This is a genomic window from Oerskovia turbata (assembly GCF_000718325.1).
Classification (GTDB): domain Bacteria; phylum Actinomycetota; class Actinomycetes; order Actinomycetales; family Cellulomonadaceae; genus Oerskovia; species Oerskovia turbata.
In genome coordinates this window covers 23,528-42,125 of the sequence record NZ_JOFV01000009.1, presented here as the reverse complement: position 1 = coordinate 42,125, position 18,598 = coordinate 23,528, and the positions used below count along the sequence as shown (strand labels likewise).

Below are 18,598 nucleotides of genomic sequence, written 5' to 3'. Positions count from 1 at the left end.
GCCGTGTCCATCCTGGGGCGAGATGCGAGCGTGTGGGGGCTGCGCCGTCGGGCCTGTGGAAAACCTGTGTGGCTCCGCACCTGTGGTCCACCTCCACACCGCTGGAACCGGGACATTCCGCCCCGCCGGTCGCCGGTTGCGGCTAGGCTCGCCGGGTGACCCATCTCCAGGACTCACCGCAGCCCGGCCCCCGACCCACGACCGGCGCCCGCGAGGGGCGCCCGCGGAAGGTCGCCGCGTTCTTCGACCTGGACAAGACGATCATCGCGACGTCGTCGACCGCGGCCTTCTCCAAGCCCTTCTACGCGGGCGGACTCATCAGCCGCGGCGACGTGCTGCGCAGCGCCTACGCGCACTTCCTCTACATGGTGGGCGGTGCGGACGCCGACCAGACCGAGCGCATGCGCGCGCACCTCAGCGCGCTCGTCACGGGCTGGGACGTGCGCACCGTCTCGCAGATCGTCGAGGAGACGCTGCACGAGTACATCGACCCCGTCGTCTACGCGGAGGCCGTCGACCTCATCGTGAGCCACCACGACCGGGGGCACGACGTCGTGATCGTCTCGGCCTCGGGGTCGGAGGTCGTCGAGCCCATCGCCGCGGTCCTCGGGGCGGACCACTTCGTCGCGACCCGCATGGAGATCGTCGACGGACGGTACACGGGCGAGATCGACTTCTACGCGTACGGCGAGAACAAGGCGGCCGCGATCCGCGAGCTCGCCGAGGCGCACGGCTACGACCTCGACGCGTCCTACGCCTACTCGGACTCGATCACGGACGCGCCCATGCTCGCCGAGGTCGGGCACGGGTTCGCGGTCAACCCCGACCGCACCCTGCGTCGCCTCGCGGGCGAGAGCGGCTGGGGCACCCTCACCTTCACGCGCCCCGTCACGCTGCGCACCCAGCTCTCCCCGCCGCGCACCGCAGCAGTGGTCGGGGGCGCCGTGACGGTCGCGGTCGTCGTGTGGCTCGTGTGGCGTGCCGTCCGCGGAGGCTCGGGCGGCACGGCGCAGGAGGACTCCGCCGCGTAGGGAACCCGTGCCCGACGGCGGTGCGCAGGTCGCGAGACCCGCCCGCCACCGTGCGTCGCACCGGGTGCCCGGCGGCGTCGGCGTTCGAACCGCGTCCTCGTTGTCCGGGTCCTCCCGGCTCGGGATCGAACACCTCGTGGAGGTTCCACCGTTCGGCTCCCCACCCCTTGCGCGGCACCTGGGACAGGCGTATCACTGAGGGACAACAGCATCAGGGGCGGGCGGAACCCACGCGCGAGAAGTCCACGCATAGGACTGGCTGACCGGGCTTGACCCGTTGCAGCACCTACCCTCGCAGCACGCTTGTTAACCCCCGCCCCGCTGGCGAGCACGGCGCCCCTCCGGGGGCGCCGTTCCCGTGTCCGGGCGTGGTCGAGCGTCCCCCACGCCGAATACCCTGGCTCCATGACCTCAGCGCCGAGCGTTTCCTCGTCCATCACCGTCCGCCTCCAGGTCGAGGCAAGGCCCACCGCGGTCAGCGAGCTCACGACCGCGATCGAGCAGACGGGCGGGATCGTGTCGGCCCTCGACGTCACCGCGTCGGGCCACGAACGCATCTCGGTCGACGTGACGGTCGCGACGCGCGGCGAGTCCCACGCCGAGGAGATCGTGGGCGCCCTGCGCGTGCTGCACGGGGTCAGCGTCGAGCGGGTCTCCGACCGGACGTTCCTGCTGCACCTGGGCGGCAAGCTCCAGATCGAGTCCAAGGTCCCGATCCGCAACCGTGACGACCTGTCGATGATCTACACGCCAGGCGTCGCGCGCGTGTGCGAGGCCATCGCAGCCCATCCCGAGGACGCGCGTCGCCTGACGATCAAGCGCAACACGATCGCGGTCGTCACGGACGGGTCGGCCGTGCTGGGCCTCGGGGACATCGGGCCGCTCGCGTCGCTGCCCGTCATGGAGGGCAAGGCCGCGCTCTTCAAGCGGTTCGCGGACATCGACGCGTTCCCCATCGCGCTCGACACGCAGGACACCGACGAGATCGTGCGCACCGTCAAGGCCATCGCGCCGGTCTTCGCGGGGATCAACCTCGAGGACATCTCGGCGCCGCGCTGCTTCGAGATCGAGCGCCGGCTGCGCGCCGAGCTCGACATCCCCGTGTTCCACGACGACCAGCACGGCACGGCGATCGTCGCGCTCGCCGCCCTGACGAACGCGCTCAAGGTCGTGGGCAAGGACCTGGCCGAGGTGCGGATCGTGCTCTCGGGAGCGGGCGCAGCGGGCACGGCCGTCCTCAAGCTGCTCCTGGCCGCAGGGGCGCACGACGTCGTGGTCGCCGACATCGAGGGCGTGGTCCACCCCGACCGTCCGGGCCTGTCGCCCGCGCTCGCGTGGACCGCGATCAGCACCAACCCGCGGCGCGTGAGCGGCACGCTCGTCGAGGCGCTCGCGGGGGCCGACGTCTTCATCGGGGTCTCCGCCCCGGACATCCTCACGGGCGACGACGTCGCGACCATGGCACCGGACTCGATCGTGTTCGCGATGGCGAACCCCACCCCGGAGGTCGACCCGGTCGAGGCCGCGCAGCACGCCGCCATCGTCGGCACGGGCCGCAGCGACTTCGCGAACCAGATCAACAACGTGCTCGCGTTCCCCGGGGTGTTCCGCGGCCTGCTCGACGCCCAGTCGCACAAGATCACCGACACGATGCTGCTCGCGGCGGCCCGCGCGCTCGCGTCGACGATCCACGAGGACCAGCTCAACCCGACGTACATCGTGCCGAGCGTGTTCAACCCGGAGGTCACGACCGTCGTGGCGGCCGCGGTCGAGGCCGCGGCCCGCGCGGATGAGGCCGCCGCGTCCTGAGGACGCACGACGACCCGTGGGCTTTTGTCAGCACCTTCTCCCATGTCGAGAAACAGTGACGGCGGTCACCCGATGGGGTCTAGACTCGGCCCGGTCGGGGCAGGACAGGCCCCGTCGCTCGACGTGTCTCGCACCCTTCCGCCGCCTCGCGGGCGGAGGGGATCTCACGTCATGAGCCCCGCACCAGAGTCGATGCGCACCGGAGGTAAGAGTGCCTGAGAATGTGACCACCACCGAGAACCAGGTCGACGGGCAGCCCGAGTCGCCGGGTCTGGAGAACCTTCTCCACGAGGAGCGCAGCTTCCCACCCAGCCCTGAGTTCGCCGCCCAGGCGGGCGCACAGGCGTCGCTGTACGAGGAGGCCAGGGCCGACCGTCTCGCATTCTGGGCACGTCAGGCCACCGACCTCGTGTCGTGGAGGACGCCGTTCACCGAGACGCTCGACTGGTCGAACGCGCCGGTCGCACGCTGGTTCGGCGACGGCACGCTCAACGCCGCGTACAACGCCGTGGACCGCCACGTCGAGGCCGGCCACGGCGACCGCGTCGCGATCCACTTCGAGGGCGAGCCGGGCGACACCCGCACCGTCACGTACGCGGACCTGCAGCGCGAGGTCTCGCGCGCGGCCAACGCCCTGAACGCGCTCGGCGTGACCACGGGCGACCGCGTCGTCATCTACCTGCCCATGATCGTCGAGGCCGTCGTCGCGATGCTGGCCTGCGCCCGCATCGGGGCACCGCACTCCGTGGTGTTCGGCGGGTTCTCGGCCGACGCGCTGCGCAGCCGCATCGCGGACGCCGAGGCCAAGGTCGTCATCACCGCGGACGGCGGCTACCGCCGCGGTGCCGCGTCGGCCCTCAAGCCCGCGGTCGACGAGGCCCTCGCCCCCAAGGAGGGCGCCGAGGCCACCACGGTCGAGCACGTCCTCGTGGTGCGGCGCACCGAGCAGGACGTCGAGTGGACGCAGGGACGCGACGTCTGGTGGCACGACGCCCTCGAGGCGGCCGACGTCCAGCACACCCCCGTGTGGGTCGAGGCCGAGCACCCGCTGTTCATCCTCTACACGTCCGGCACCACCGGGAAGCCCAAGGGCATCCTGCACACGACGGGCGGTTACCTGACGCAGGCCGCGTACACGCACAAGAACGTGTTCGACCTCAAGGCCGAGACCGACGTCTACTGGTGCACCGCGGACATCGGCTGGGTCACCGGGCACTCGTACGTGACGTACGGGCCGCTGCTCAACGGCGCCACCCAGGTCATCTACGAGGGCACGCCCGACTCCCCGCACCAGGGCCGCTGGTGGGAGATCATCGAGAAGTACAAGGTCTCGATCTTCTACACCGCGCCGACCGCGATCCGGGCGTGCATGAAGTGGGGCGATGAGATCCCGAACAAGTTCGACCTCACGAGCCTGCGCGTCCTGGGCTCCGTCGGGGAGTCCATCAACCCCGAGGCGTGGATGTGGTACCGCCGCGTCATCGGTGGCGGCAAGGCCCCGATCGTCGACACGTGGTGGCAGACCGAGACGGGCGCGATCATGATCTCGCCCCTGCCGGGCGTCACGGCGACCAAGCCGGGCTCTGCCCAGGTCCCGCTGCCGGGAATCGTCGCGGACGTCGTCGACGACAACGCGCAGCCCGTCCCGAACGGGGGCGGCGGCTACCTCGTCCTGTCGGAGCCGTGGCCGTCCATGCTGCGCGGCATCTGGGGCGACCTCGAGCGCTTCAAGGACACCTACTGGTCCCGCTTCCCGGGCATCTACTTCGCGGGTGACGGCGCCAAGAAGGACGAGGACGGCGACATCTGGCTCCTCGGCCGCGTCGACGACGTCATGAACGTCTCGGGCCACCGCCTGTCGACCACGGAGATCGAGTCCGCGCTGGTCTCGAACCCGCTCGTCGCCGAGGCCGCGGTCGTGGGCGCCACGGACGAGCTGACCGGCCAGGCCGTCGTCGCGTTCGTCATCCTGCGCGGGGAGCACGCGGACCGCGCCTCGACCCCCGAAGGCTCGGCCGAGGTCGAGCTCGAGCTGCGCAACCACGTGGCCAAGGAGATCGGGCCCATCGCGAAGCCCCGCAAGATCCTCGTGGTCCCCGAGCTGCCCAAGACGCGGTCCGGCAAGATCATGCGCCGCCTGCTGCGCGACGTCGCCGAGAACCGCACGGTCGGGGACGCGACGACGCTCGCGGACTCCTCGGTCATGACGCTCATCGCGTCGGGCCTGGCGAAGCCCGCAGGCTCGGAGGGCTGAGGCCCGGCGCGCCGAGCCGGTCGGTGCGCCGGGCAACCGCGCCCGAGGCCTCACAGGTCTCGGGCGCGGACACCGCACGTGGTGCGCTCCGCCGTCGGGCCTCGTGGGCTTCCCCGGCCCGGCCGGGAGTGCCCTACGCAGGCTCGGGAGCCGCGTCCTTGGACGGCCCGACGCCGTCGCTCGCGTCCCCCGCCTCGGCCGCCTCGTTCGCGGGGCTCGTCGCGAGAACCACGCAGCCCGCGAGCGCGACGAGCGCCGCCACGGCGACGGCCGGGTCCCAGCCCGAGCGGATCGTGTCCCCGAGCACCGCGATGCCCACGGCCCCCGGGACGACGACCTCGACGACCGACAGGATCGCGGCGTTCGTCCCGACCTTGCCGTGCTCGAGCGACCGCAGGTAGGCGAGCGCGCCCACGACCCCGAACACGACGATCGCGAGCGCGAGCGGCTGGAAGATCGTGTCCCAGATGTCCCCCGACGCGTGCGCACCGCGCGCCGCGACGGCCGCGCCCGAGTACCCGAGGGCACCGATCACGGCGAGCAGCACCGGGCTCCCGGCCTTGTAGGACACCAGCGCGAGGACCGCGAGCCCCACGGCCACCCCGATGAGCACGGGCGCGAACCAGTCCGGCGGGACGGGCGCCGGCTGCTCACCGCCTGCGATCCCGAGGACCACGAGCGCCGCCACGATGGCCGTCATGGCGGCGACGTCGATCCGCCGCATGGGCACCGACAGGAACACCTTCGCGAGCAGGACCGTCACGACGAGCGAGCTCGCGAGCACGGCCTGGACGACGAACAGCGGCAGGTGGTCGAGCGCGACGAGCGAGAACAGCCACGCGACGACGTCGACCGTGAACGCGAGGATCACGAGCGGTTGGCGCACCACCGCGAGCCCCTGGGCGCGACGGGCCGCGACGGCCTGCATGACGGTGCTGACGCCGTAGCCGATCGCGGCGGCGACGGCGGCGAGCAGGCTGAGGAACACGGGACCTCCTGAGGGTGCACGTCACGGGACGCGGGAGTCCCCAGTCTTCCCGGCGGGGGCGCGCGTCGCGCGGCGACCCGCCCCGCGGGTTGTCAGAACCAGAGTGGCCCAGAGGCCACGCTCGCTCTGACAGGCTCGGTCGCGTCGGCGAGGTGTCAGAACCAGAGTGGCCCAGAGGCCACGCTCGCTCTGACACGTTGCGCAGGTTCCGTCACACGAGCCTCTCCTGGCGTTCACGGGGGCGAAACGCGCCGTGGCTACCGTGACGGCCATGCGCATCGAACCCCTCACCTTCCCCGCGCCCGGTGGCGGCGCGCTCGCCTCCTCGTCCCGCCGCGGTGGGACCGCTGTCCGGTCGGGCCGACCGGCTCCGAGCGCCCCTGCGGGACTCTCGCTGCTCGACAGCCTCGCCGCCAGGACGACCGACCTGTCGCACCTCGCGGACGTGCTGGTCGACTGCGTCCAGGGCGGTGCGAGCGTCGGCTGGGTCAAGGCGCCGACCAGGGAGGCCGCGACGGCCTGGTGGTCCGCGTTCCTCGCGGCCCCGGACCACCGCACGTGGGTCGGTCGCGACGACTCGGGGAAGATCGTCGCGACCGCCTCGCTCGACCTGACCTCGAAGGACGACGGCGCGCACCGTGCCGAGGTCGTCAAGCTCCTGGTCCACCGTCGGGCCCGCGGGCACCGGTTCGCGCCGGGACTCATGGCGACGATCGAACGTTTCGCGCGCACCGAGGGGCGTTCGCTCCTGACGCTCGACACAGAGACGGGCAGCCTGGCCGAGTCCCTGTTCCGCCGGTGGGGCTGGACCGAGGTCGGAGCCGTCCCCGGGTTCGCCCGGGTCGCGGGCGGCGCGCTCGTGTCGACGACGATCTTCTCCAAGCAGCTCGGCGCCCACTGACGGCGCACGCCCGGCCGCCCACGCCCGAACGCACGACGCGGCGCACGCCGCACGCCGCAGGCCGCGCTACCCCTCGGCGAGGAGCTCGAGGATCGCCGCGCCGTAGCGCTCGCGCTTGGCGGCGCCGATCCCGCTGACGTCGGACAGGTCGTCGATCGAGACGGGGTTGCGCTGCGCGAGCGCCCGCAGGGTCGCGTCGTGGAAGACGACGTAGGCCGGCACACCCGCCTCCTTGGCGGTCGCGCTCCGCCAGGCGCGCAGCTTCTCCATGCGCGCCGCGGCGTCGGGGGTCAGCTCCGCGTCGGCCGCCGCGGCGGCGGGCTTGCGGGCGCGGGACGTCTTGGCGGCCCGCACGTCCCGGCGCAGCCTGACCTCCTGCGTGCCGGCGAGCACCGGGTCGGCGGCCTCGGTCAGGCTCAGGGTCCCGTACCCCTCGCTGTCGACGCCGAGCAGGCCCTGCGCGAGGATCTGCCGGACGACCGTGCGCCACTCGGTGGCGCTGAGGTCCGCACCGACCCCGAAGACGGGCAGCTGGTCGTGCCCGAGCGACGTGATCCGGGGCGTCGGCTTCCCGGTGAGGATGTCGACGACGTGCCCGGCGCCGTAGCGCTGCCCCTGACGTTCCAGGCGCAGGACGGTCGAGAGGACCTTCTGCGCGGCGACGGTCCCGTCCCAGGACTCGGGCGGGGCGAGGCACGTGTCGCAGTTCCCGCACGCGGGCCCGTCCTGGCCGAAGTACGCGAGGAGCTGGACCCTGCGGCACGTGACGGTCTCGCACAGGGCGAGCATCGCGTCGAGGTTCGCGCCCATGCGTCGCTTGTGCGCCGCGTCGCCCTCGGACGTGTCGATCATGCGGCGCTGCTGGACGACGTCCTGGAGCCCGTACGCGAGCCACGCGGTCGACGGCAGGCCGTCGCGCCCGGCGCGGCCCGTCTCCTGGTAGTAGCCCTCGACCGACTTGGGCAGGTCGAGGTGCGCGACGAACCGCACGTCGGGCTTGTCGATCCCCATGCCGAACGCGATGGTCGCGACCATGACGATGCCGTCCTCGCGGAGGAACCGGGACTGGTTCGCTGCGCGCAGGTGGGCGGGCATGCCCGCGTGGTAGGCCAGTGCCGGGATCCCGTGGGCGTTGAGGTGCTCGGCGGTGGTCTCGACCGAGGCGCGCGAGAGGCAGTAGACGATGCCCGCGTCCCCGGCGTGCTCGGCCCGGATCAGGTCGACGAGCTGGGTGCGCGGGGAGTCCTTGGGGGCGATGCGGTAGGTGATGTTGGGGCGGTCGAAGCTCGAGACGAAGGTGCGGGCGTCGTGCAGCTCGAGCCGTCGGACGATCTCGTCGGCCGTCTGCCGGGTCGCGGTCGCGGTGAGCGCGATCCTCGGGACGTCCGGCCACGTCTCGGCGAGCACGGTCAGCCGCAGGTAGTCGGGGCGGAAGTCGTGGCCCCAGGCCGAGACGCAGTGGGCCTCGTCGATCGCGAACAGGGACACCGTCCCCGCCTGCAGGAGGCGCACGGTCTCTGGCACCCCGAGCCGCTCGGGGGCCAGGTACAGCAGGTCGAGCTCTCCGGCGAGGAAGGCGTCCTCGACGGCGCGGCGCTCGGGCAGCGACTGGGTCGAGTTGAGGAACCCGGCGCGCGCGCCGAGCGCGGACAGCGCGTCGACCTGGTCCTGCATGAGGGCGATCAGGGGCGAGATGACCACACCCGTCCCGGGTCTCAGGAGCGCGGGGATCTGGTAGCACAGCGACTTGCCCCCACCGGTGGGCATGAGGACGAGCGCGTCCTGCCCGCGCAGGACCGTGTCGATGATCTCCGCCTGGTCGCCCCGGAACTGGTCGTACCCGAAGACGGTCGTCAGGACGTCGAGCGCGGTGCGGGTCTCGGGCAGGGCGGATGCTGTCACGGGGTGGGTGCTTCCTTCACGATCGGGTCGGGCGGCGTCCGGGGGATCGCGGCCCATCCTTCCTCAGGAGCCTGCCCACGACCAGCACGAGGTACGCGACGAGCAGGACCGCGGCGCCCCAGGAGAGCGCGGCGTAGGACGAGACCGCGATGACGATCCCGGCGAGCACCCCGCCGACGGCTCCGCCGAGGTTCATCGCGAAGTCGGTGAGTCCCTGGACCTGGGTCCGGTCGGTCGCCGGCGTCGCGTCGATGAGCAGCGCCGACCCGGCCACGAGCCCGCACGACCAGCCCACGCCGAGCAGCACGAGCCCGACGGTCAGCCGTGCCGAGTCGTCGCTCGGTGCCCCGGCGACAATCACGGCCGAGGCGAGCAGGATCACCCCGACCAGCACGAGCACGCGGGAGTGGCCGACCTTGTCCGCGGCCCACCCGATGACGGGGCTGAGCACGTACATGCCCGCGATGTGCGCGCTGATGACGATCCCGATGATCTGCAGGCTCGCGCCGCCGTGTCCCATGTGCACGGGCGTCATGGACATGAGCCCGACCATCACGAGGTGGCTCACGACGATCGCCGCGAGCGCGAGCTGGGCGGTCGCGGACGCGCGGATCACGGCCCACCCGGCGGCGAGCCCGGCACGGAAGCCGGGGCGCGGGGGCGCCGGGGTGCGGGCGGTGCCCGGGGCGTCCACGGGGCCCGACGGCGTGGCGTCCTTCGCCGCGTCGGTACCGGTCGGGCGCGTACCGGTCGGGTGCGTACCGGTCGGGTGCGTCCCGGCCTGCTCGGGCCGGCCGGCGGGAGTCTGCTCGGCGGCTCGCGCGGCGGCCACGTGGAGCGGGTCGGGGCGCAGGAGCAGCCAGACGGACGCGGCGGCCGCGGCGAACGCCAGGGCTGCGACGAGCAGGGGCGCGGCCGAGGTGCCGTGCGCGCCGTGCTCCCCGGCAGGGCCGGGGAGGAGGCCGAGCTTCTCGGTGGCGCCTGCGAGGTTCGGTCCGAGGACCGACCCGATGGTCGTCGCCCAGATGACGACCGACAGGTCGGTGGCGCGGCGTTCGGGGCGGGCGAGGTCGGTCGCGGTGAAGCGTGAGGCGAGCCCGGTCGCGGAGCCGGCTCCGAAGAGGAGCATCCCGGCGAGCAGCAGGGGCCAGGTCTGGAGGAAGGTCGCGGTCGCCGCGAGGAGCGCTCCGAGGAGGGCGACGACGTACCCGGTGGTGAGCGACCGCCGTCGGCCGTGGCGTTCGGCGAGGCGAGAGAGGGGCAGTGCGATGATGGCCGCCCCGACGACGGCGGTGGTCTGGGCGAGGCCCGCGATGGCGTCGGAACCCGACAGCTCGGACGCGATGAGCGAGCTCACGGCGACGCCGGTCGCGACCCCGATCCCGCCGAAGACCTGGCTCGCGGCGAGGACGGTGACGGTGCGGCGCTGGATGCGGTCGACGGGCGGGCGGAGGGTTCGGTCGGCGGGCTCGACGTGGGGGGCGCTCACTGCGTGAGCCTATCGGCGTGCGCCACCGTCGAGCTGTCAGAGCGAGCGTGACCTGGAGCTCTCGCTGGTTCTGACACCTTCGTTCCCAGGACCCGCAGGACGGCCCGCACCGCCTCCCGCCCGGCCCGGTTCGCTCCGATCGTCGACGCGCTCGGCCCGTACCCGACGAGCTGGACGCGCGGGTCGGCGACCACTGTCGGACCGTCCATGACGATCCCCCCTCCGGGTCCGCGCAGCCCGAGCCGTCCGAGGTGGTCGAGCGCGGCCCGGAAGCCTGTGGCCCACAGGATCACGTCGGCGCCCTGGTGCGTCACGCCGTCGGGACGGACGCCGGGGTCCCACGCGACGCCGTCGGGCACGACGCGCGAGAACATGGGCAGGCAGTGCAGGACGCCCGAGGCGATGCCCGCCTCGTACGCGGGCGTGAGCGGCAGGCCCGTGACCGACACGACGCTCTCCGGGGCCAGCCCCGCGCGTGTGCGCTCGTCGACGAGGGCCACGGCGTCGCGGCCCCGGTTCTCGTCGAACGGGCCGCCGACCCACACGGGCTCACGGCGCGTGACCCACGTGGTCGAGGCCGCGTGCGGCGCGATCTGGAGCAGGAACTGCGTCGCGGACGCACCGCCGCCCACGACGACCACGCGCTTGCCCGCGAAGTCCTCGGCGCCACCGAAGTCGTGCGTGTGGAGCTGCGTGCCCGCGAACGTGTCACGGCCCGGGTACCAGGGCCAGAACGGCTTGGTCCACGTCCCGGTCGCGTTGACGAGCGTCCGCGCACGCCACGTCACCGGCCCGTCGGGCGTGGTCGCCTCGACGAGGAGCGCGCCGGACGGGTCGTCGCGCACCTCGCGCACCGCGACGGGCCGCAGCACCCGCAGGTCGTTGACCTGCTCGTACGCACCGAAGTACCGCCCGACGGCGGTGCTCGCGCTCTCCTGCGGGTCGCCCGCGTCGAGGGCCAGGCCGGGCAGGTCGTGCACCGCGTGCGTCTGCGCCATCGTGAGCGACGGCCAGCGGAACTGCCACGCACCTCCCGGGGCGGGCGCGGCGTCGAGCACCACGAAGGTGCGCCGCCCGCCCGGGGAGGCTCCGTCGTCGGGCACGGACGCACGGCCGTCGCTCCCGAACGGGACGAAGCCCCGCCGCCGCAGGTGGAACGCGGCCGAGAGCCCGGCCTGTCCGGCGCCCACCACGAGGACGTCGACGTCGAACGGCTGGGCGGGTCCGGGCGAGGTGCTCACTCCCGTACCAACCCCGCGCGTGCCGGGACCCATCCGGGACCGTCCGTGACGCGCCGCACAGCGGGGCAGGCATGCGCGCGCACCGTGGGGACACCCCGTGGACGTCCCGTGGACCTTGGCGGCCGCCTGGGTGTCGGCCCGGCGCGACCCGTGCGCGGCAGGCACCCTGGAGGGGTGACCCCGTTCGACGCCCTTCCCGGCGCTCCCCTGCCGGGCGCCTCGCTGCTGTCCGCGACCGTGCCGCTCCCCGAGCCCGAGACCGCCGCGACCCTGCCGCCCGCGGTGCTGCGCGAGCTCGCGGGACGCGGCGACTGGCTGTCGTCGTGGTGGACGGTCGCCCTGCTCACGGCCGCCGCGGCAGCCGTCGCCGTCCTCGTGGCGTGGGACCGGCGACGTCGTGCGGCGGCCCGCCGCGCGGGCGACGGCACGAGCCGCGGCGGTGCCCACGGACGCGGCGCGTGGCGCGCCTGGGTCGGGACGGTCGCGTCGGGGCTCCTCGTGGTGCTGTCGGTCACGGTCGCGGTCAACACGTACGCGGGCTACGTGCCCAACGTCGCGGCCCTGCGCACCGCGATGGCCGGGTGGGGGCTCGTCGACCCGCCGCCCAGCCACCGGGACGAGCCGTCGGAGCGCGACGGGTCCTCCGAGGCGGGGTCGGTGACCTCGACGCCCGTCACGGCCCCCGACCTGCGCATGGCCGACGGCACGACCTGGGTCTACACACCGCCCGGCTTCGACCCCTCGGCGGCCACGCGCTACCCCGTCGTCTACCTCTTCCACGGCAGCCCCGGCCAGCCGAGCGACTGGTTCGCCGCGGCCGACAGCGCGAACGTCATGGACACGCTGCTCACGGCTCGCCTCGTCGAGCCCATGATCCTCGTCGCGGTCGACGTCAACGGGCAGGGCCCCTCGGCGCGTGACACCGAGTGCCTCGACTCGACCACGGGCGGCGCCCAGGTCGAGACGTACGTGACGGGCGTCGTGATCCCGTGGGTCGACAAGAACTTCCCGACCGTGCCCGACCGCGAGCACCGCGCGATCGGCGGGATGTCCTCAGGCGGCTTCTGCGCGCTCAACCTGGGCCTGCGCCACCTCGACACGTTCGGCGCGATCATGGCGCTCGAGCCGTACGGCGACCCGGGAGACGGCGGCCGCGCGATGCTCGCGACGCAGGAGGAGTTCGACACCAACTCCCCCAGCCACTACCTCCCGACCATGGACTTCCCCGAGCCCGTCGCGGTGTTCCTCGACGGCGGCACCGAGTCGCCGCGCAAGGACCGCGAGGCCAACCGCCGGCTCGCCGCGGTGCTCACCGAGCGCGGCCAGACCGTCGCCCTGCGCGAGGAGAAGGGTCAGGGGCACACGTGGGCCATGGTCCACGTGGGCCTGCCGTACGGCCTGATGTTCCTCTCCGAGCACCTGGCGCACCCCTGAGCCGGGCGCTCGACGACCCGCCGACGACTCGGTGACCCCGCACCCGACGTGATGGGATGGAGCCATGCGCTCCCCCCTCGAGATCGGCCCGCTCGACCCGGCCACCGCGGACGAGGTCCGCGCCCTGGCCGCGGCCGCCCAGGAGTCCGACGGCGTCGCCCCCCTCTCCGAGCAGCCCCTCCTGCGCCTGGGCGTCGACGACGAGGACCTCACGCACGTCGTCGCGTACGACGACGAGGGAACGGTCACCGGGTACGCCCAGGTCGACCGCGGCGGCGACGTCGCGAGCGCCGAGCTCGTGGTGCACCCGGCCGCGCGCCGCCGTCGGACCGGCCGCATGCTGCTGCGCACCGCGCAGCGCGACGCGACCCTGCCCGCACGCTCGGGCGAGCCCAGCCAGCACGGCGGCGTCCTGCACGTGTGGGCGCACGGCGACCTCCCCGCAGCGCGGGCGTTCGCGGCCCACGCGGGGCTCGTCGTCGTGCGCGAGCTGTGGAAGATGGGGCTCGACCTGCGGTCCGGGGCGTGGGAGCGCCCCGAGATCCCCGCGGGCCTGAGCCTGCGCACGTTCCGCCCCGGGCCCGACGACGCCGCCTGGCTCCGCGTCAACGCGCGCGCCTTCGCGCACCACCCCGAGCAGGGCCGCCTCGACCAGGCCGACCTCGACGCCCGCGTCGCCGAGGACTGGTTCGACCCCGAGGGCTTCTTCCTCCTCGAGCGCGAGGACGGCTCGCTCGCCGGGTTCCTGTGGACCAAGGTGCCCACCGACCGGACCGGGTCCTCGGCCGGGACCGTGCGCGAGGGCGAGATCTACGTCGTGGGCGTCGACCCCGACGCCCAGGGCCAGGGGCTCGGGAAGGTGCTGACCGCCGTCGGGCTCGCGCACCTCGCCGCACGCGGGCTCGACCGCGCGGTCCTCTACGTCGACGGCGACAACGCCGCCGCGACCCGCACCTACCTCGGGGCCGGCTTCGGCCAGGACACCGTCGACGTCCAGTACGGGCCGCCGGCAGTGAACCCCGTCACCCAAAGTTCACCGAGTGATGCCACCATGAAGTCATGACCGACTCCACCGTCCGTCCCGGCGTCCGCACCCCCGCGCGCCCGGACCAGCAGCCGGAAGCCGTGCGCGCGTCCAGCCCGCGAGCCGTCCTCGACCCCGAGCTCGCAGCACACATCGCCGAGCACATCGCCGAGGAGGAACCGGTCACCGGCACGATCGACAGGGAGGTGCTCGACGCCGAGCCCCTGCCCGCGGACCGCTTCGCCGACCGCGAGCTGAGCTGGCTCTCGTTCAACCAGCGCGTGCTCGAGCTCGCCGAGGACGAGACGCAGCCCCTGCTGGAGCGCGTGCGCTACCTCGCGATCTTCGCGTCGAACCTCGACGAGTTCTTCATGGTCCGCGTCGCAGGGCTCAAGCGACGCATCGCGACGGGCCTCGCGGTCACCGCCGCGTCCGGGCTGACACCGCGCCAGGTGCTCGACGCGATCAGCGAGCGCGCGCACGAGCTCATGGCCCGCCACGCCGCGGTGTTCTCGGACCAGGTGCAGCCCGCGCTCGCGACCGAGGGCATCTCCTTGCTGCGCTGGGAAGAGCTCGACACGCGCGAGCAGGAGCGCCTGCACAAGTTCTTCCGCAAGCAGATCTTTCCCGTCCTGACGCCGCTCGCGGTGGACCCCGCGCACCCCTTCCCGTACATCTCGGGGCTCTCGCTCAACCTCGCGGTCGTCGTGGTCAACCCGACGACGGGCAAGGAGCACTTCGCGCGTGTCAAGGTGCCGCCGCTGCTGCCGCGGTTCATCGCGGTCGACTCGCGCGGGCGCCCGTCCGCACCCAGCTCGCAGGCCGCCGACCCGGACAAGGGCCCCACGTCGTTCGTGCCGCTCGAGGACGTCATCTCGCAGCACCTCGACCACCTGTTCCCCGGCATGGAGGTGCGCGAGCACCACACGTTCCGTGTGACGCGCAACGAGGACGTCGAGGTCGAGGAGGACGACGCCGAGAACCTGCTCCAGGCCATGGAGAAGGAGCTGCTGCGCCGCCGGTTCGGCCCGCCCGTGCGCCTCGAGATCGCCGACGGGATCAGCCCCCGCATCCGCCAGCTCCTCGTGCGAGAGCTCGACGTCGCCGACGACGAGGTCTTCAAGCTGACCGCGCCGCTCGACCTCACGGGCCTCAACCTCATCGCGGACCTCGACCGCGCGGACCTGCACTACCCGCGCTTCGTGCCGACGACGCACCGCTTCCTCGCGGAGGTCGAGAGCGCGAGCCCGACCGACGTGTTCGCCGCGATCCGCGACCGCGACATCCTGCTGCACCACCCGTACGACTCGTTCTCGACGTCGGTCCAGACGTTCCTGCAGCAGGCCGCGGCCGACCCGAACGTGCTCGCGATCAAGCAGACGCTCTACCGGACGTCGGGCGACTCGCCCATCGTCGACGCCCTGATCGACGCGGCCGAGGCCGGCAAGCAGGTCCTCGCGCTCGTCGAGATCAAGGCCCGCTTCGACGAGCAGGCCAACATCTCCTGGGCCCGCAAGCTCGAGCAGGCCGGCGTGCACGTCGTGTACGGGATCGTGGGGCTCAAGACCCACTGCAAGCTCTCGCTCGTGGTCCGTCAGGAGCCCGAGGGCCTCGTGCGCTACTGCCACGTCGGCACGGGCAACTACAACCCCAAGACCGCACGCCTGTACACGGACCTCGGTCTGCTCACCGCGGACCCCGAGGTCGGCCAGGACCTCACGCGGCTGTTCAACCAGCTGTCCGGCTACGCGCCCCAGTCCCGGTTCCACCGGCTCCTCGTCGCGCCCCGCTCGGTGCGCTCGGGGCTCGTCGAGCGGATCGAGCGCGAGGCCGTCGCCGCCCGGGAGGGGCGCGAGTCCTGGGTCAAGTTCAAGGTCAATTCAGTCGTCGACGAGACCATCATCGACGCCCTGTACCGCGCCTCGCAGGCCGGCGTGCGGGTCGACCTCGTGGTCCGCGGGATCTGCGCGATCCGCCCCGGGGTGCCGGGGCTCAGCGAGAACATCCGGGTGCGGTCCATCCTGGGCCGGTTCCTGGAGCACTCGCGCATCTTCGCGTTCGCCAACTCGGGCGGCCCCGCGATCGCCGACGGCCCCGAGTCCGGGCCCGAGGTCTTCATCGGGTCGGCCGACCTCATGCACCGCAACCTCGACCGCCGCGTCGAGACCCTGGTGCGGCTCGTGGACCCCGACCAGATCAGCGGGCTGATCGATCTCGTCGACGTCTCGATGGACGACGGCACGGCCTCGTGGCACCTGCAGAGCGACGGGTCGTGGGAGCGGCACGCGAACGGCTCCGACGGTCCGCTCCTGGACATCCAGTCGACCCTCATCACCCGACAACGTCGGCGGCTGGGCATGGGTCGATGAGCTCGTCCTCGTTCGCACCGCTCGTGGACACGCTCGGCCCCACGCACGTCCCCCACGCCCCCGTGATCGAGTCTGCGGGCGGGCTCGTGTGGCGGGTGCGCGACGGCGAGCTCCAGGTCAAGCTCGTGCACCGGCCCCGCTACGACGACTGGTCGTGGCCCAAGGGCAAGCTCGACCCGGGCGAGGCGTTCCAGACGGCTGCCGTGCGTGAGGTCGCCGAGGAGACGGGCCGGCCCGTGGTACTCGGCGTACCGCTGCCGGGCCTGCAGTACCTCACCCCTGAGGGCCGTGTGAAGCGTGTGCACTACTGGGCTGCACGGCAGGCCAAGCGGGTCCGGGACGCGGGACCGCTCGCTGCGCGCGCCCCCGTGCCCGCGGTGTCGCTCGACGAGATCGACGACGCCGTGTGGCTCGGTGTCGAGGAGGCGGCCCGGCGCGTGACGCGCAAGGCGGACCGCGGACCGCTCGCGGCGCTGGCCGAGGAGTTCGCCCAGGACCGTCTCGCGACCCGCGTGGTCGTGATCGCCCGCCACGGCAAGGCCGTGACCCGTGCGGCGTGGCACGGCGCCGAGGAGGACCGGCCGCTGACGCCCGCGGGTCATGCGCAGTCGGTCGCGCTCGTGCCCGTGCTCGCGGCGTACGGGGTCAACGCCGTGGTCACGAGCCGGTGGAACCGGTGCGAGCAGACCATCTCGCCGTACACGGAGGCCGCGCGGCTGGACCGGATCTCGATCGACCACCTGTCCGAGGCCCAGCACGAGCGGTCGCCGTCGCGCGTCGCCCGCACGGTGCGCGAGCTCCTCGAGTCCGAGCGGTCGACCGTGCTGTGCACGCACCGGCCCGTCCTGCCGACGGTGCTCGACGTCCTGGGCCAGCACTCGCGTCGCCCCGTCGCGAACGCCCTGCCGAGCAAGGACCCGTTCCTGGAGCCGGGCGAGATGCTCGTGGCGCACGTCGCGGACACGTCCCGGGGCCCGAGGGTGCTCGCGGCGGAGAAGGTCGCGCCGCCGCTGCACTGAGGTGCTGTCAGAAGGAGCGTGACCTTGGGTGCACGCCCACTCTGACACCCCTGTGCTCGGCACCAAGTTGTCAGAACGAGCGTGACCTGGAGGTCACGCTCGTTCTGACACGTCAGGCCCGCGGAAGGTAGCGCTCCAGGATCCGCACGACCCGGAGGGGCTCGATCCGGGCGGCGGCCGCGGGCAGCCGGATCGTCACCGTGCCCTCGTCCGGGCCAAGCTCGGCGCCCCGCAGCAGGTCGTCGTACCAACGAGTCACCTCCATGTGCCCGATTCCGTCGATCTCCACCACGAGCCGCCGACCACCCGGCAGCTCCCACTCGGCGTCGAGGAACCTCCAGCGGCCGCGCACGTCCCGACGCCGTACCTGACGGCGGGGCGGCGGGAACCCGTGCTCGTCGCACAGCGTCGAGAAGTCGATCTCGCTCAACGCGTCGGCCCCTCCACGGATGTCGGCGATGCTCGCCCGCATGAGTCGGTGGAATCGCACCTTCCCCACCCGGTCGAGCTGCTCCCAGAGGCGCTCCGGCGTGGTCAGCCGCTGCTGCACCACCGCAGCCAGCAGCCCGACGGCGGTGCGCGGCGAGGTCTGCCAGGCCGCGGCGTCGATCGCGCACCTCTCGACCCGGTGCACGGGCAGACCGCGACGACTCTCGATGTCCTCGGGCGCGGGCCGTCGCGACTCGTGCACCACGACACCGGCGAGCCGGGGCGGCCGACTTCCTCGTCGGACGACCAGGTGTACCCCGGGCCTCTCCCAGCCACGGAGCCCGTGGAGGGCCAGCCCGGTCCACGACCCGACGGCGACCGGGGCGGTGGCCGCCAGGACGCCGAGCCAGAGCCGGGTGTCGGGTGCGAGCGGCCCGCTGTACAGCACGAGGACCTCGGGGGCGCCGAGCTGCCAACGACGTGCGCTCAGCTGGCTCGCGACGTGGAAGCGGTTCACCCCGAGCTCCGCGAGCTGCGTGCGAGTCACCACCTGGGCCTGTCGGGCAGCGAGGCGTGCGAGTCCCGCCACGGTGAGGAGGGCGGAAGAGGATCCGGACATGGGACCGAGGATGCGCCGTCGGGCGGGCGCTCGTCCCCAGGAGGACCGGGGGCTGTGGACGACGGCGCACGGACGCTCCCTGTGCACGG

13 protein-coding genes are annotated in these 18,598 nt (G+C 73.1%); 8 read left to right on the top strand and 5 right to left on the bottom strand.

Annotation, left to right across the window (positions count from 1 at the left end; genetic code table 11):
- Positions 1–155 precede the first annotated feature (155 nt).
- The 3 genes from IE95_RS0111375 to acs all read left to right on the top strand — a co-directional run bounded on the left by IE95_RS0111375 (position 156) and on the right by acs (position 5,094).
- Positions 156–1,031, top strand: coding sequence for an HAD family hydrolase (locus IE95_RS0111375; protein ID WP_051703029.1), 876 nt, complete (start codon positions 156–158; stop codon positions 1,029–1,031).
- A gap of 405 nt (positions 1,032–1,436) precedes the next feature.
- A complete protein-coding gene (locus IE95_RS0111370; protein WP_030151747.1) occupies positions 1,437–2,840 on the top strand; it encodes an NAD-dependent malic enzyme in 1,404 nt (467 codons plus the stop codon).
- Positions 2,841–3,063: 223 nt separating this feature from the next.
- Positions 3,064–5,094: an acetate--CoA ligase gene (gene acs / locus IE95_RS0111365; RefSeq protein ID WP_084690158.1), complete on the top strand. Its 2,031-nt coding sequence runs from the start codon at positions 3,064–3,066 to the stop codon at positions 5,092–5,094.
- A 133-nt stretch (positions 5,095–5,227) separates the two neighbouring features.
- On the opposite strand, the gene IE95_RS0111360 is transcribed toward acs, so the two are convergent.
- Positions 5,228–6,082 carry a hypothetical protein gene (locus IE95_RS0111360; RefSeq protein WP_051703028.1) on the bottom strand — a complete coding sequence of 285 codons (855 nt, stop codon included), beginning with the start codon at positions 6,080–6,082 and terminating at the stop codon, positions 5,228–5,230.
- 271 nt (positions 6,083–6,353) lie between these two features.
- Between IE95_RS0111360 and IE95_RS0111355 the strand changes: the two genes are divergently transcribed.
- Positions 6,354–6,983, top strand: a complete 630-nt coding sequence (locus IE95_RS0111355) for a GNAT family N-acetyltransferase (RefSeq protein WP_084690184.1) — start codon at positions 6,354–6,356, stop codon at positions 6,981–6,983.
- A gap of 66 nt (positions 6,984–7,049) precedes the next feature.
- Here IE95_RS0111355 and recQ read toward each other — a convergent pair whose 3' ends face one another.
- From recQ to IE95_RS0111340, 3 genes are read right to left on the bottom strand one after another with little or no spacing between them, the layout of a single operon-like run.
- Positions 7,050–8,942 carry a DNA helicase RecQ gene (recQ, locus tag IE95_RS0111350; protein WP_030151743.1) on the bottom strand — a complete coding sequence of 631 codons (1,893 nt, stop codon included), beginning with the start codon at positions 8,940–8,942 and terminating at the stop codon, positions 7,050–7,052.
- Complete coding sequence (locus IE95_RS0111345; RefSeq protein ID WP_051703027.1) at positions 8,902–10,374, bottom strand: MFS transporter; 1,473 nt, start codon at positions 10,372–10,374, stop codon at positions 8,902–8,904. The genes recQ and IE95_RS0111345 overlap by 41 nt, the downstream gene beginning before the upstream one ends.
- Positions 10,371–11,615, bottom strand: a complete 1,245-nt coding sequence (locus IE95_RS0111340) for an NAD(P)-binding domain-containing protein (protein WP_051703026.1) — start codon at positions 11,613–11,615, stop codon at positions 10,371–10,373. The genes IE95_RS0111345 and IE95_RS0111340 overlap by 4 nt, the downstream gene beginning before the upstream one ends.
- A 174-nt stretch (positions 11,616–11,789) precedes the next feature.
- Between IE95_RS0111340 and IE95_RS19640 the strand changes: the two genes are divergently transcribed.
- From IE95_RS19640 to IE95_RS0111320, 4 genes are all read left to right on the top strand, one after another.
- Entirely contained in the window at positions 11,790–13,049 is a 1,260-nt protein-coding gene (locus IE95_RS19640) for an alpha/beta hydrolase (RefSeq protein ID WP_051703025.1), read from the top strand.
- Positions 13,050–13,113: 64 nt separating this feature from the next.
- Positions 13,114–14,112 (top strand): mycothiol synthase, encoded by a 999-nt coding sequence (mshD, locus tag IE95_RS0111330; protein ID WP_051703024.1) that lies wholly within the window; start codon positions 13,114–13,116, stop codon positions 14,110–14,112.
- The gene (locus IE95_RS0111325; RefSeq protein WP_030151738.1) at positions 14,109–16,442 is read left to right on the top strand and encodes an RNA degradosome polyphosphate kinase; all 2,334 of its coding nucleotides are present in this window, start codon (positions 14,109–14,111) and stop codon (positions 16,440–16,442) included. The genes mshD and IE95_RS0111325 overlap by 4 nt, the downstream gene beginning before the upstream one ends.
- Positions 16,439–17,461 carry an NUDIX hydrolase gene (locus IE95_RS0111320; protein WP_084690154.1) on the top strand — a complete coding sequence of 341 codons (1,023 nt, stop codon included), beginning with the start codon at positions 16,439–16,441 and terminating at the stop codon, positions 17,459–17,461. The genes IE95_RS0111325 and IE95_RS0111320 overlap by 4 nt, the downstream gene beginning before the upstream one ends.
- Before the next feature lie 112 nt (positions 17,462–17,573).
- Here IE95_RS0111320 and IE95_RS0111315 read toward each other — a convergent pair whose 3' ends face one another.
- Entirely contained in the window at positions 17,574–18,509 is a 936-nt protein-coding gene (locus IE95_RS0111315) for a hypothetical protein (protein WP_036571906.1), read from the bottom strand.
- Positions 18,510–18,598: the final 89 nt, after the last annotated feature.